We start from the raw sequence: 13,285 nt of genomic DNA on the forward strand, positions 1-13,285 counted from the left end.
GAAATAGGCAGCAGCGCCGGACGCGCAAGCCTGACTATCGCATGGAATTGCTTGGGCGCGGGCAAGCTCCGCCTCCCCCGCCTCTCCAGCCGTCAGTCAATGACGTTGGGCAGGTCCTCAAACCCCTTGCGCAGCGCCGCCGACCAGCTGAGCGAAAGCAGCTGAAATTCCTCGTTATCGGCCTCTATCCGGGTGCGGACACGGAAATCGAACTGGCCGCGCTCGATCACCGTCAGGTCCAGCGGCATGCCCACCGACAGATTCGATCGTAAGGTAGAATCCATAGACACCAGCACCGCCTTGGTCGCGTCCTCCAGACTCGTCTCGCGCTTGATGATCCGGTCCAAAATCGGCTTGCCATATTTATGCTCGCCAATCTGGAAAAAGGGCGTGTCCTCCGTCGCCTCGATGAAGTTGCCCGCCGAATAGATAAGGTAAAGGCGCGGCTTCCCCCCCCGCCGTTCCCCCGCGAGCAGGATGGAGGCATCTGCACCGGACCCCTGCATTTCGATGGTGCTGCGATAATGCTGCTGCATCTCGCACATCGCATCCCCCACCAGTTGCGCCGCGCGGTGCATCGTCGCGCAATTCAGGATGCTTTCAACGTCCGGATCGACCTGCGAATCCTTGATCGCGCGGCCCAGCATCGTCTTGACGCCCTGTGTGATGGACAGGTTGCCCGAACACATAAGCACAAGCGCCCGCTCGCCCGGCACGCTGTAGGTAAAGCTTTTCCGAAAGCGCGCGATATTATCCATGCCCGCATTGGTGCGGGTGTCCGACAGCATGACCAATCCCTGGTCCACGCGCACCGCCACACAATAGGTCATCGCCCACCGGGCTCCTGTATCCGTTCAACCCTGCGGGATGGCAGGCTGAAGGCTTTGTTGTTGCTGCCGTTGCAGCTGCCTTTCTTCCACCCCTTCCTCCGCCTGCGCGATCCGGACGTCCGCGTCAATCCAGATATCGCCCGCCGCCGTCACGGACCCCCGGATGGGCGCCGCCGCATTGGCATCCAGGCCCGACGCCAGCCGCAGATAGCGCTCCGTTACACAGACCCGGTTCGACGGATCGAACCCGACCCAGCCCAGATCCGGCACGCACGCCTCAACCCAGGCGTGGGTTTCATGCAGGGCAACCCCGCCCTCCGCCAGCAGATATCCCGTCACATATCGCGCCGGAATGCCCAGGGCTCGCGCCCCCGCGATGAATATCTGCGCATGGTCCTGACAAACCCCCGCCCCCAGCGCGAAGGCCTCTGCCGCCGTGGTATCCGAAGACGTCACGCCGCCCCGATAGACCACAGCATCGCTGACCGCCGCCGACAAGGCATGTAACCGCGCCAGCGTCCCCCCATCATCCGGCAGGGAAAGCGCCATGTCCCGAATGGCATCGGACGTCCGGGTCAGCTGCGTTTCCCGCAGGAAATAGACCGCAGGCACCCGGCCGTTTCCATGCCCCAGAACACCGCTCGTCTCGCTCGTCTCCGCCAACCCTTCGGCAACGATCGCCGCATTGTCCAGCCGGTCATGCCGTATCCAGACAGCCTCCATCTCGCCAAAGCTGTTGCAGCGGAACCCTTCGACCGGCTCGCCATTCACGCTGACCTGCCATTCCAGCACCCGTTGCGACGCCGTGTCGATCGGCATCAGCTTCAGGCGCATCGCCACCCGGCCTGCCGTCGCGGCATAACGATAAGTCGTCTGATGGCGTACCAGCAATTTCAAGGCGTACCGCGCTCCTTCATCCGAAATGATAGGTTTGGGCGATCTCCGCGCCCAATTGGTTGGTCATCTTCAATCCGCCCAGCACGGTTTCATGCAATCCGACGCGGAAAATCTCTCCGCTGTCCAGCTGTTCCAGATCGTTCACCATTTGCCGCACCGTCTCATGGCACGTGCCCCGCCCATTGTGCCAACCCGCCAGCCGGTTGAGCCGATAGGCAAGCTGTTCATAGCAATAGGCCACGCTGCGCGGGAAAAGCCGGTTCAGCATCAGGAAATCGGTGATCTGCCAGGGCGTATAGGTGCCGCCATAGACATGGTGATAGGCCCGCGCTCCAGACAGAGCGTAGAGGACCGAGGTCCACTGATAATGGTCCCGGTTGCCCCCGATCACCTCGGTTTCTGGCAACAGCACATAATATTTGACGTCCAGCAGCCGCAACGTCATCTGCGCCCGCTCCAGCGCCGACCCGGCACGCAGGAAATCATGCCCTTCATTGCGCAACTGCCCGGAATGCGCCGCACCCCGGAAGGTCATGACCCGCGTCTTCACCCAATCGATCAGCGCGGGAAGCTGCTGCCGCGCTTCCCCCACATCATAGCTGTCCAGCTTGCGCCACCCTTCGTTCAGCGCCTCCCACATGTCCTGGGTCAGCATGGTGCGCGCCGACTTAGCGTTGGCACGCGCCTTCAGCAGGCAGGACCGGATTGAACTGGAATTATCAAGGTCCAGCATCAGATAGGATATGGCGTCCCTCTCGGCGACCTGTATGCCTTCGGGAAATGGGCCATCGACCCCGGCTGCCCGTACCACCGACCGCCATTCGTCGCGATGATGCGCCCCCGGCAGGATCGCCATTCGCTGTCCCATGGTAAGCAAACGAGCCGTAGCCTCCGCCCGCTCCATATAGCGCGCCATCCAGTAGAGATTTTCGGCAGTCCGGCTCAGCATGGGCGCACCCACCTCCTCCCCGTCATCCTGCCTCTCGTTGTCATCCCGCCTCTTACCGTCATCCCAGCGAAAGCTGGGATCTCAGGCGAGAGCGCACTGCATAGCCTCACGAGATCCCAGCTTCCGCTGGGATGACGATGACTGCGAAAGATGCTGGCAACCTCCATCAGTCCTGCAACACCCATGTATCCTTCACCCCACCCCCCTGACTGGAGTTCACCACCAACGACCCTTCGGTTAGCGCAACCCGCGTCAGCCCGCCGGGCACCAGCCTGATCTGCTTGCCCACCAGACAATAGGGCCGGAAATCCGCATGCCGCCCGACCACCGAAGCCGGACCAAGAGTAGGCACGGTCGAAAGGTCCAGCGTCGGCTGCGCGATGAACTCGCCCGGATTGGCCCTGATCCGCTCCGCATAGGCGGCGATTTCCTCGCTGGTCGACTTGGGACCGATCAGCATTCCGTAGCCGCCCGACCCATGCACCTCCTTGGCCACCAGTTCGTGCAGATGCTCCAGCACATGGGCGCATTCGTCCGGCTTCCCGCACTGCCATGTCTGGATATTGTCCAGGATCGGCTGCTCACCCAGGTAAAATCGGATCATCTCCGGAACGTAGATATAGACCGCCTTGTCATCCGCGATCCCCGCGCCCGGCGCCGAAGCCAGCGTCACCCCGCCATTGCGATACACGTTGAAGATGCCGGGAATGCCCAGCAGGCTGTCCGGCCGGAACACCAGCGGATCAAGATATTCGTCATCGATCCGGCGATAGATGACATCGACTTGGCGGGGGCCAAGCGTCGTCTTCATCCACACCCGATCCTCGTCGACGAACAGATCGGCAGGCTCCACCAGCTCCACGCCCATCAGATCGGCGAGGAAACTATGTTCATAATAGGCGCTGTTGAGCGATCCCGGCGTCAGCAGCACAACCACGGGATCACCTTTGCACGCGGGCGGCGCGACTTCCTTCAGGCTCTTGAGCAGTTCAGCGGGATAATCATCGACCGGCGCCACCAGCCCCTGCGCGAACAGCTCAGGGAACATGCGCGTCATGATCTCGCGATTTTCCAGCATGTAGGACACGCCCGACGGCGTACGGCAATTATCCTCCAGCACCTCGAACCGCGACGGGCCGGTGCGGACGATGTCGATCCCGACGATATGGCTGTACACCTTCCCCGGCGGGGTAAAGTCCGCCATCTCGGCGAGATAGGCGCTATTCTGGTAGATGATGTCGGCGGGCATGATCCCCGCCTTAACGATCTCTCCCCGATGATAGACATCATGCAGGAAAGCGTTGAGCGCCCGTGCCCGCTGCTTGATACCCCGGTCCAGCACCCGCCATTCCTGCGCGGTAAAGATACGCGGCAACAGGTCGAACGGGATCAATCGCTCCGGATCGCCGCCCTCGCCATAGACCGCAAAGGTAATGCCGATCCGCCTGAAGATCGCTTCCGCTTCATCCAACCTGCGGTTGAGCCCGGCGATGCCCGTCCGTTCCACCCAATTCTGCACTTCGGCATAACAAGGCCGTATCGAACCATCCGGCTCAAACATTTCGTGGAAGGGCAAAGCGTCGATCCTCCCTCGGGCCTAGCCCGGTTGTGCATTGCAACATTAGTGCAACGTGCCCGAACGATTGCAAGCGCAAAAAGGGCGCCGACCAAGATTTCCCCGCGCCCGACGTCCGGCGATCTCCCCTGAAGAGAATTTGCACAGCCGTCGCCAAACCCCGTTGACCCCACAAGTCGCTCTGCCTATAGCGCGCGCACCGCAGGGCGACTGCCCGGCGCAGCCCATGGGGCGGAGTAGCTCAGCTGGTTAGAGCAGCGGAATCATAATCCGCGTGTCGGGGGTTCAAGTCCCTCCTCCGCTACCAATTATAATCCACATGAAAATCAGCAGTCGGCGTCATCCTGACGCTCTTTCGCATCCGGCGCGGGGGTATCTGCGCGCTGCCGTCTCGGCCGAAACTCTTTGTTACAGACGCTACACCTTTCGGCTCGCCCCTCCTGATAGACAGTCATGGTCAAGAGAGGAGAGACCATGGCTTTTTCATCTATATTGGTCGCTATCGACATTCATGATCATGATCACGCAAAGTCCGCACTGGAAGCGGCAGCGGCGCTTTCCGGAGGCGGTGCGAAAGTGCATATCCTTTATGTGCGATACTTCCTTCCGGTAAATTATGAAGGCGCGATCACCGTCGATTTCGACACGCAGGAGATCACAGAGGCTCAGCGACAGGTCGACGAATGGAAAGTCGAGTTCGGCCTGACTCGTGCCAGTTTCGCGTCCCATCGCGGCCGAGTGCGTGATGAAGTTCTGGATGAAGCGCAACGCGTGGGTGCCGACCTCATCATCATCGGCTCACATCAACCGTCGCTCTCATCCCGCGTTCTGGGTTCCAACGCCGCCGCGATCGTCCGCAATTCGCCGATAAGCGTGCTCATCGCTCGTCAGAAAGCGATCGGCTAACGGATGGCCAGCCGATGGCGCCAGATCAGATTTCCAGCTGCGACCCCAGTTCCACCACCCGATTGGTCGGCAGCTTGAAAAACGCCATCGGGCTTTCCGCATTGCGCACCATCCACGCGAAAAGCCGCTCGCGCCAGATGGCCATGCCAGGACGGGATGACGGCACCAGCGTTTCACGGCTGAGGAAATAGCTGGTATCGGCCACGCCAATCGGCCCGCCGCAGTCGCGCACTGCCTTCATTGCGGCGGGCACATCGACATTTTCCATGAAGCCGTGGCGCAGCATCAGGCGATAGAAACCCGCGCCATGATCTTCGACACTGGTACGGCCGTCATAGGGTAAATGCGGCACTTCCTCCGCCCGCACGGTCAGGATGATGTTGCGCTCATGCAGGATGCGGTTGTGCTTGACGTTGTGGAGCAGGGCCGGCGGAACACCCTCCGTCGTTGAGGACAGGAAGATCGCCGTACCCGGCACCCGCTTCAAGGACGCTCCGGCTGACTTGATGAACAGGTCGAGGTCCATCGCATCTTCGCGCAGACGGTTGCGCATGATCCGCCGCCCCGACGCCCAGGTCGTCAGCACCAGGAAGGATATGGCCGCGACCAGCAGCGGGAACCATCCGCCATCCGGAATCTTCGTCGCGTTCGACAGGAAATATGCGCCATCGATGATCAGGAACAGGCCCGTCACCATGCCCGCGACGAACGGGTTCCAGCGCCACACGCTGAACATCAACGCCCCCATCATGCAGGTGGTGATGACCATGGTCCCGGTCACGGCGATGCCATAGGCAGCCGCCAGATTGCTCGAACTGCCAAAGCCCAGCACCAGCATGATCACCAGCACCAGTAGCGTCCAGTTGATCAGCGGCACATAGATCTGCCCCGCCGCCGAAGCGCTGGTGTGCAGGATACGCAGGCGCGGCAGGAAACCCAGCTGCACCGCTTGCCGCGTCACGGAAAAGGCGCCGGATATGACCGCCTGGCTCGCAATCACCGTCGCCATGGTCGCCAGGATCACCAGCGGCAGCCTCGCCCATTCAGGGGCAAGCAGGAAGAACGGATTCTGCGCCGCGGCGGGCTCATCAAGCAGCAACGCCCCCTGCCCCAGATAATTGAGCATCAGGCACGGCAGCGCCGCGTAAAGCCACGCGATGCTGATCGCCTTGCGCCCGAAATGTCCCATATCGGCATAGAGCGCCTCCGCCCCCGTCACCGCCAGCACCACCGATCCCAAAGCCAGAAAGGCGAGTTTCGGATCAATCAGGAAGAAGCGCAGCGCCCACCATGGATTGACGATGGCGACAATCTCCGGGTGCCGCAATATGTTGGTGATGCCCAAAATTGCGAGCACCAGGAAATAAACCACCATGATCGGCCCGAACAACGCGCCGACTCGCGCCGTGCCGATGCTCTGGATGATGAACAGGGCAATCAGGATCACGATCGCAATCGGCAGGACCAGCGGCGTAAGACCAGCCTGCACCACCGTCAGCCCCTCGACCGCCGACAGGACGGATACCGCCGGAGTGATGATCGCATCCCCGTAAAAAAGCGCAGTGGCCAGCACGCCCAGCGCCGCGATCGTCGGCGTCCAGCGCGTCTCGCCCATCCGTCGCCCGATCAGCGCCAGCAACGCCATGCTGCCGCCCTCACCATTATTGTCAGCTCGCAGGATGATGAACACATATTTGACCGTGACGACCAGCATCATGGTCCAGAAGATCAGCGACAGCACGCCATAGATATGGGCCGGATCGACCGCCAGCGGATGGTGGCCGACAAAGCTTTCCTTCAGCGCATAGAGTGGAGAGGTTCCGATGTCCCCGAACACCACCCCCAACGCGCCGAGCGCGAGGCCGTGTAGCGGACCATGCGCCGCATGGCTCCCCCCGCTAACCGGCAAATCCTTGTCAGCCATAAGGCAGAAAACCCCCAACTTTGGCGAGCGCCTATGCCACAATCAGGGATGGCAGCGCCATGGGGGACAGGCGGCGATCCGCTATTTTATATTTTGGCCCGCTGACTTCAAAAGTCCCGCCTACCCCTTGTCAGTCCGGGGAAAGCGCGCCAAGGACGGCAGCAACTTGGACTGAGGGGATGCTGGCCGATGAGCCATTATGACGTTCTGATCGTAGGCGCGGGCCATGCAGGCGCGCAGGCGGCCATTTCGCTTCGTCAACTCGGCTTTGAAGGGTCCGTCGCCATGATCGGTGACGAAAAATACCCGCCCTATGAACGCCCGCCGCTGTCGAAGGAATATTTCGCGGGCGACAAGGTCTTCGACCGTATCCTCATCCGCCCCGCCGCCTTCTGGGAAGAACGCAAGATCGACATGCTGCTCGGCCACCGGGTGAAGGCCGTCGATCCGGAAAACCAGACCATCACCACAGGCAATGAGCAGATTTCCTACGGCAAGCTCATCTGGTGCACGGGCGGCAGCCCGCGCATGCTGACCTGCGACGGCGCCGATGCGCCCAACGTCCACGCCGTGCGCCGCCGCGATGATGTCGACGCCATGATGGCGAAGATGGACCAGATCAACCATGTCGTCGTGATCGGCGGCGGCTATATCGGGCTGGAAGCAGCCGCCGTGCTGACGAAGTTCGGCAAGAAGGTCGTGCTGCTCGAAGCGCTCGACCGCGTCCTCGCCCGCGTTGCCGGGGAAGAACTCTCCCGCTTCTACGAAGCTGAACATCGCGCCCATGGCGTCGATCTGCGCACCGGTGCCGCGATGGACTGCATCGAGGTGCAGGATGGCAAGGCGACCGCCGTGCTGATGCAGGATGGCGAACGGATCGAAACCGACATGGTGATCGTCGGTATCGGAATCATCCCCGAAACCGGCCCGCTGATCGCTGCGGGCGCTACTGGCGGCAATGGCGTCGATGTCGATGAATATTGCCGCACCAGCCTGCCCAACATCTATGCTGTCGGCGACTGCGCATCCCACGCCAACCGCTTCGCGCGCGGCGCCCAGCTTCGCCTTGAGTCGGTGCAGAACGCCAATGATCAGGCAAAGACCGCCGTCGCCCACATCATGGGCAAGGAAGAAGCCTATGACGCCGTGCCATGGTTCTGGTCCAACCAATATGATCTGAAGCTCCAGACCGTGGGTCTTTCGATCGGCCATGACCACACCATCCTGCGCGGCGATCCGGCGACCCGCAGTTTCTCGGTCCTGTATCTGAAGACCGGAAAGCTCATCGCGCTCGATTGCGTCAATGCGGTGAAGGACTATGTGCAGGGCCGCGCCCACGTCCTTTCGGGCGCCCTGCTGGACCAGGCGCAATTGGCCGACCCCTCGGTCCCGCTAAAGGAAGTCGGCCTCGCCTGAGACCGGCCATCGGTACTTGCTCCCGCGCAAAGCGTTGCTATCACCTTGAAGCAATGCGCTTTGTCACGAAAGGTAGGGCCATGACAGGTCGATTGCGACAGCTCCTCTGGCCCCTGATCGCAGGCACCGCGCTGCTGCCCATGCCCGCCGCATCGGCGACGCGCGGCTATACCATCACCAGCTTCGACGCGATCCGCGTCGATGCACCGGTGGAGGTGATCATCACCACAGGCGCGGGCGCTTCCGCCAAAGTCGATGGCGATCAATCCCTTATCGAACGACTGCACATCGATGTGTCGGGGCGCCTGCTGACCATCAGGATGGACCGCGCCCAACCCGGCGAGAAAAGCGGCGGCCGTGCCACCGTCCGGCTCTCGACCGGCACGCTTGAAAGGCTGGTGCTGACCGGTGGCGGCTCCATTTCGGTCAGCCGTATGAAGGGCTTGCGCGGAGAGATCGTGCTTGGCGGCAATGGCGATGTCAGCGTCGCCGCGGTCGATCTCGATCAACTCAGCCTCGGCCTCGCAGGCGCAGGCCGCGCAACCTTGGCGGGGCGCGCCGCAATCGCGACAGTGCGGGTAAACGGCCCGGGCGCCGTAGCTGCCGATGGCCTGCGCACCCGCCAGGCGACGGTCAGCAATGACGGCCCCGGCAATGTCGCCCTGACCGCCGACGTAACCGCCAAGATATCGGCATCAGGCTCGGGTGACGTCACCATAGTCGGCAAGGCCGCCTGCCAGGTCGAAAATCGCGGCACAGGCCGCATCTCCTGCGGCGGCGAAGCCTATTAGAGCTTGATCGTCTTACACGGAGCGTCGGCGTCGAGGCTCATTTTCCGTCACCCCGGGCTCGACCCGGGGTCCCGCTGCCTCGACGGCGTCAGAAAAGGAGTGGGACCCCGGATCAAGTCCGGGGTGACGATCACTCAAACATGATCATGTTCTAGGGTGTGTGGGGATTCAGTTCAGGATGAGGCGAAAATGGTGAATTTCGAGAACCGGCGCGCAGCGTACTTCAGTACGTGAGCACCGGAAGCGCAGAAAGTCGCCATTTGCAGCCCGTCATGGACTGAATCCCCACACACCCTAGGTGCCGTGGCTTTCATCGCGATCACCTAACCCCGTTCGGGCTGAGCTTGTCGAAGCCCCTTCTCTTTCTTGAAAACCCCGCCCCCACAACCGCCCCTCCTCACTAAGCTTATCAAAGTGTTTACCGCCACCCCATAGACATAGGACACCAGACATATCGGATCGTCCCATGTTCGCTCGCGCCCTCCTCCTCTTCCTCTTCATGGCCTCGCCCCAAACGGCAGAAGCACAGGTAGCGATGGCCGTCGCGGACAGCGGAGACACGGCCTGGATGATCCTCTGCGCCCTCCTCATACTACTCGCCGGGCTTCCGGGCCTGCTTCTGCGCCACGCGGGCCTCGTCAATGTGCGAAGCGCGCTCTCGGCAAGCACCCAGCTTATCGTCGTCGCGGCGGGCGCATCGCTCGCCTGGGCCATCGCGGGCTATAGCCTCAGCTTCGCACCCGGCAGCGCATGGCTGGGCGGCGGCGCGAACCTCCTACTCGCCAACCTGGGCTCCCTGAAGGCTGGCCTGACCGTTCCCGAATCCGCTTTCGTCCTGTTCCAGATGGCCTTGGCCCTCTTTGCCGTCTGCCTCCTCCCCGGCGCCACGGCTGGACGCGCGCGCTTCGGCTGGATGGCGGCCCTTGCTCCGCTCTGGCTGCTGATCGTCTATGCCCCGCTTGTTCATGGCATCTGGGGCGGCGGCTGGCTTGCAGCGCTCGGCATCATCGACTTTTCCGGCGGCCTCGTCATGCACATGAGCGCAGGCTTTTCAGCGCTCGCACTCTCCCTGATCCTTGGCCGCCGTCCCCGACAAGTCGGCGCAAGCCACGCACCGGTACTCAGCCTCGCGGGTGGCGCATTGATCTGGATCGGGTGGGCGGGCATTTCCGGTGGCTGGGCTCTTGGCGCCACGGACAATGCCGCCACGGCCATCCTCAACACACATTTCGCTGCCAGCGCGGGCGCCCTCGCATGGGCGCTGTCGGATCGCGCCGCAACCGGCCGCATCAGCGCCCCCGGCATCATGTCGGGCGCCGTCGCTGGTCTCGCCGCCATTTCTGCCTCCGCCGCACTTTCGGGTCCCGGAGGGGCAATGCTGATCGGCCTTGTCGCCGCCCTTCTCTGCCGCATCGCAAAGGCAACGTTCGGGCGCGGCGTCGATGATCCGGCGTCGGTGTTCCTGCTGCATGGGCTAGGCGGCCTGATCGGCGCCCTGCTGTTGCCGCTCTTCGTTCAGCCGCTCCTCGGCGGCGTAGGTTTCGAAGGCGACATCAGCCTCATAACGGCCATGCTGAGCCAATTGGCCGGTGTCATTGCCGTCGCCCTCTGGTCAATGGCGGGAACCTCTATCGTCGCGCTGCTGCTAACGGTCGTACTGCCCATGCGTTTAACGGCAGAGGAAGCCTCCGAGGGCCTTGATCAGGTCGACCATGGTCAGCAGGGCTGGGACTTCCGCTAACATCATGGGCATCGCCGTCGGCATCTTCGCCCATCAGGAGGAGCGGCGGATCGGCCCCTGCCTTGCCTCGCTCCCGCTGGACCGGGCGGACGCCGTCTATCATGTCCTCGTCAACGGCTCGACCGACGCCACCGTCGCCCGCGCCCGCGACATGACAGCCGGGCGAGCCAATGTCCGGGTGCATGACATCGCCCAGGGCGGCAAATCGCGAACGTGGAACCACCTGATCCATGATCTGCTGGACGGAACCGACGAAGCCATCATCCTCCTCGATGGCGATGCCCAGATCGCACCCGGCTCCATCGACGCCCTGGTGCACGCGGTAGGAAGCAACGGCATCAATGCGGCGGCGGGCATGCCTCTGAACGGCCGAATGGCAGCGCATTACCGCCATCTGCTGTCAACAGACGGCGGCCTCTTCGGCGATCTCTACGCACTGTCCGGCCATTTCGTGAACCGCATCCGCGCGCGCGGCCTACGTCTGCCCGATGATCTGATTGGCGACGATGGTCTCGTCGCGGCCTGGGCTCATACCGATCTGCAAACCGACGCCGCCTGGCAGCGCGAGCGTGTCATCGCTTGCGAAGAAGCAGGCTTCCTCTGCGAACCCGTCCGCCTCACCCGCCCTGCAAGCTGGCGCATGCAATATCGGCGGATGACCAACTATTCGCTGCGCTTCTTCCAGAACCGCATCGTCTCCGACATCATGGGCCGGGAAGGCCCGGACGGCCTGCCGCACGAACTGCTCAGCCTCTACGCCACATGGCTCCCCCGCCTTGCCCCGCGCTCCGGCCCCACCGGCTGGTTCGACCGAAAGGCACTCGCGCGGATGCGGCAGATGGCGGCTTAGCGGTCCTTGCCCGCCAGCTCCTTGTTGATGAACAGCGCCAGCCCCGTCACCACCGCGCCCGAAAACAGATAAGCGCCCGAAGCCGCCAACCCGAACGTGACCGACAGCGCCAACGCCACCAGCGGCGCAAAGCCTGCCCCCACCAGCCAGGCAAGGTCCGAAGTCAGCGCCGACCCCGTATAGCGCGTGGCCGTCGAGAAGTTGGACGCTACCACACCAGAAGACTGCCCGAAACTCAATCCCAGCAGCATGAACCCCAGGATCATGAAAGCGATCTCCGCCAGCTCTCCGCCGTTCAGTAACAGTGGCGCGGCGATGCTGAAGATACCGATGCCCAGCGCCGACCAGGCGAGCAACTTACGCCGCCCCACCATGTCCGCGACAAAGCCCGACACGACGATGGCCAGCACGCCCACGCTCGCCCCGATCGCCTCGATCACCAGAAAGCGCTCCAGCGGCTGCTTCGTATAAAGCGCGATCCAGGACAGCGGAAACACCGACACCATATGGAACAGCGCAAAGCTCGCCAGCGGAGCGAAGGCGCCAATGACGATATTTCGCCCATCCGTCCGCACCGTCTCGATGACCGGCGAAGGCTGCAACTCCCGCGCCTCGAACAGCCGCTCAAACTCATGCGTCACGACGATCCGCAAGCGCGCGAACAGCGCGACCACATTGATCGCGAAGGCCACGAAGAAGGGATAGCGCCAGCCCCAATCAAGGAAATCCGCCCGCGACAGGTTGAACAGGAAAAAAGCGAACAACCCACTCGCCACCACCAGCGCCAGCGGCGCGCCCAGCTGGGGCATCATCGCATACCAGCCTCGCTTGTTCTGCGGCGCGTTCAGCGACAGCAGCGACGCAAGCCCGTCCCACGTCCCGCCCAGCGCAATCCCCTGCCCAGCACGCAACGCGGCCAGCAGCACCGCCGACCATATGCCAACCGTCTCATATCCCGGGAGAAACGCGATAAACGCCGTCGATCCCCCCAGCAGGAACAGCGCAATGGTCAGCTTCACCCCCCGCCCATAGGCCCGGTCCACCGCCATGAAGATGAACGACCCGATCGGCCGCGTCACGAACGCCAGCGCGAAGATCGCGAAGGACCACAGCGTCCCCGCCAGCGGACTTAAAAAGGGAAAGACATGCGCCGGAAACACGATGCACGAAGCGATCGCATAAACGAAGAAGTCGAAAAACTCCGACGTCCGCCCGATGATCACGCCGATCGCGATCTCACCCGGCGCGACCTTATGATCCCGCGCCGTCACAAGGCGTGCGTCGCGCTCCATCTGCGTGGAGGATGGTGTGGTGGTCGCGGCGTTCATCGGTCTGGACAAGCCTTCATGCTGCGGGAACGATCCATGCCAAACATCGTTGCAGCATAGCGAATCGCCCCGGTGGT

11 protein-coding genes and 1 tRNA gene are annotated in these 13,285 nt (G+C 62.7%); 6 read left to right on the forward strand and 6 right to left on the reverse strand.

Annotation, left to right across the window (positions count from 1 at the left end; translation table 11 throughout):
- Window positions 1-92 precede the first annotated feature (92 nt).
- The 4 genes from AC6JBC_RS08805 to AC6JBC_RS08820 all read right to left on the reverse strand — a co-directional run bounded on the left by AC6JBC_RS08805 (window position 93) and on the right by AC6JBC_RS08820 (window position 4,252).
- Window positions 93-830: a proteasome-type protease gene (locus AC6JBC_RS08805; RefSeq protein ID WP_464772196.1), complete on the reverse strand. Its 738-nt coding sequence runs from the start codon at window positions 828-830 to the stop codon at window positions 93-95.
- A gap of 24 nt (window positions 831-854) precedes the next feature.
- The gene (locus AC6JBC_RS08810) at window positions 855-1,727 is read right to left on the reverse strand and encodes a transglutaminase family protein (protein WP_498023863.1); all 873 of its coding nucleotides are present in this window, start codon (window positions 1,725-1,727) and stop codon (window positions 855-857) included.
- A 16-nt stretch (window positions 1,728-1,743) separates the two neighbouring features.
- Window positions 1,744-2,676, reverse strand: a complete 933-nt coding sequence (locus tag AC6JBC_RS08815; protein ID WP_464789157.1) for an alpha-E domain-containing protein — start codon at window positions 2,674-2,676, stop codon at window positions 1,744-1,746.
- Window positions 2,677-2,842: 166 nt separating this feature from the next.
- Complete coding sequence (locus tag AC6JBC_RS08820; protein ID WP_498023864.1) at window positions 2,843-4,252, reverse strand: circularly permuted type 2 ATP-grasp protein; 1,410 nt, start codon at window positions 4,250-4,252, stop codon at window positions 2,843-2,845.
- A gap of 230 nt (window positions 4,253-4,482) precedes the next feature.
- Between AC6JBC_RS08820 and AC6JBC_RS08825 the strand changes: the two genes are divergently transcribed.
- Both AC6JBC_RS08825 and AC6JBC_RS08830 read left to right on the forward strand, forming a co-directional pair.
- Window positions 4,483-4,559: transfer RNA gene (locus AC6JBC_RS08825), tRNA-Met, on the forward strand.
- Between the two features lie 167 nt (window positions 4,560-4,726).
- Window positions 4,727-5,158 carry a universal stress protein gene (locus AC6JBC_RS08830; protein ID WP_498023865.1) on the forward strand — a complete coding sequence of 144 codons (432 nt, stop codon included), beginning with the start codon at window positions 4,727-4,729 and terminating at the stop codon, window positions 5,156-5,158.
- A 25-nt stretch (window positions 5,159-5,183) separates the two neighbouring features.
- On the opposite strand, the gene AC6JBC_RS08835 is transcribed toward AC6JBC_RS08830, so the two are convergent.
- Window positions 5,184-7,082, reverse strand: a complete 1,899-nt coding sequence (locus AC6JBC_RS08835; protein WP_498023866.1) for a potassium transporter Kup — start codon at window positions 7,080-7,082, stop codon at window positions 5,184-5,186.
- A 189-nt stretch (window positions 7,083-7,271) separates the two neighbouring features.
- Here AC6JBC_RS08835 and AC6JBC_RS08840 point away from each other — a divergent pair, with 189 nt between their 5' ends.
- The 4 genes from AC6JBC_RS08840 (at window position 7,272) to AC6JBC_RS08855 (ending at window position 11,880) form a co-directional block, all read left to right on the forward strand.
- Window positions 7,272-8,498 (forward strand): NAD(P)/FAD-dependent oxidoreductase, encoded by a 1,227-nt coding sequence (locus AC6JBC_RS08840; RefSeq protein ID WP_498023867.1) that lies wholly within the window; start codon window positions 7,272-7,274, stop codon window positions 8,496-8,498.
- Between the two features lie 80 nt (window positions 8,499-8,578).
- Window positions 8,579-9,289: a head GIN domain-containing protein gene (locus AC6JBC_RS08845; protein ID WP_498023868.1), complete on the forward strand. Its 711-nt coding sequence runs from the start codon at window positions 8,579-8,581 to the stop codon at window positions 9,287-9,289.
- Window positions 9,290-9,755: 466 nt separating this feature from the next.
- The gene (locus tag AC6JBC_RS08850) at window positions 9,756-11,030 is read left to right on the forward strand and encodes an ammonium transporter (protein ID WP_498023869.1); all 1,275 of its coding nucleotides are present in this window, start codon (window positions 9,756-9,758) and stop codon (window positions 11,028-11,030) included.
- A 4-nt stretch (window positions 11,031-11,034) separates the two neighbouring features.
- On the forward strand, window positions 11,035-11,880 hold the full coding sequence (locus AC6JBC_RS08855; protein ID WP_498026036.1) for a glycosyltransferase family 2 protein: 846 nt from the start codon (window positions 11,035-11,037) through the stop codon (window positions 11,878-11,880).
- Here the strand turns inward: AC6JBC_RS08855 and AC6JBC_RS08860 are convergent.
- Window positions 11,877-13,208 carry an MFS transporter gene (locus AC6JBC_RS08860; RefSeq protein ID WP_498023870.1) on the reverse strand — a complete coding sequence of 444 codons (1,332 nt, stop codon included), beginning with the start codon at window positions 13,206-13,208 and terminating at the stop codon, window positions 11,877-11,879. The genes AC6JBC_RS08855 and AC6JBC_RS08860 overlap by 4 nt on opposite strands.
- Window positions 13,209-13,285: the final 77 nt, after the last annotated feature.

This window comes from Sphingobium sp. RC1 (assembly GCF_059738765.1).

What these genes read in the sequence shown, in the direction of transcription:
- AC6JBC_RS08845 (WP_498023868.1), top strand. Translation starts at nt 8,579, where the DNA reads ATGACAGGTCGATTGCGACAGCTCCTCTGGCCCCTGATCGCAGGCACC.
- AC6JBC_RS08855 (WP_498026036.1), top strand. Translation starts at nt 11,035, where the DNA reads ATGGGCATCGCCGTCGGCATCTTCGCCCATCAGGAGGAGCGGCGGATC.
- AC6JBC_RS08850 (WP_498023869.1), top strand. Translation starts at nt 9,756, where the DNA reads ATGTTCGCTCGCGCCCTCCTCCTCTTCCTCTTCATGGCCTCGCCCCAA.
- AC6JBC_RS08805 (WP_464772196.1), bottom strand. Translation starts at nt 830, where the DNA reads ATGACCTATTGTGTGGCGGTGCGCGTGGACCAGGGATTGGTCATGCTG.
- AC6JBC_RS08840 (WP_498023867.1), top strand. Translation starts at nt 7,272, where the DNA reads ATGAGCCATTATGACGTTCTGATCGTAGGCGCGGGCCATGCAGGCGCG.
- AC6JBC_RS08815 (WP_464789157.1), bottom strand. Translation starts at nt 2,676, where the DNA reads ATGCTGAGCCGGACTGCCGAAAATCTCTACTGGATGGCGCGCTATATG.
- AC6JBC_RS08835 (WP_498023866.1), bottom strand. Translation starts at nt 7,082, where the DNA reads ATGGCTGACAAGGATTTGCCGGTTAGCGGGGGGAGCCATGCGGCGCAT.
- AC6JBC_RS08830 (WP_498023865.1), top strand. Translation starts at nt 4,727, where the DNA reads ATGGCTTTTTCATCTATATTGGTCGCTATCGACATTCATGATCATGAT.
- AC6JBC_RS08860 (WP_498023870.1), bottom strand. Translation starts at nt 13,208, where the DNA reads ATGAACGCCGCGACCACCACACCATCCTCCACGCAGATGGAGCGCGAC.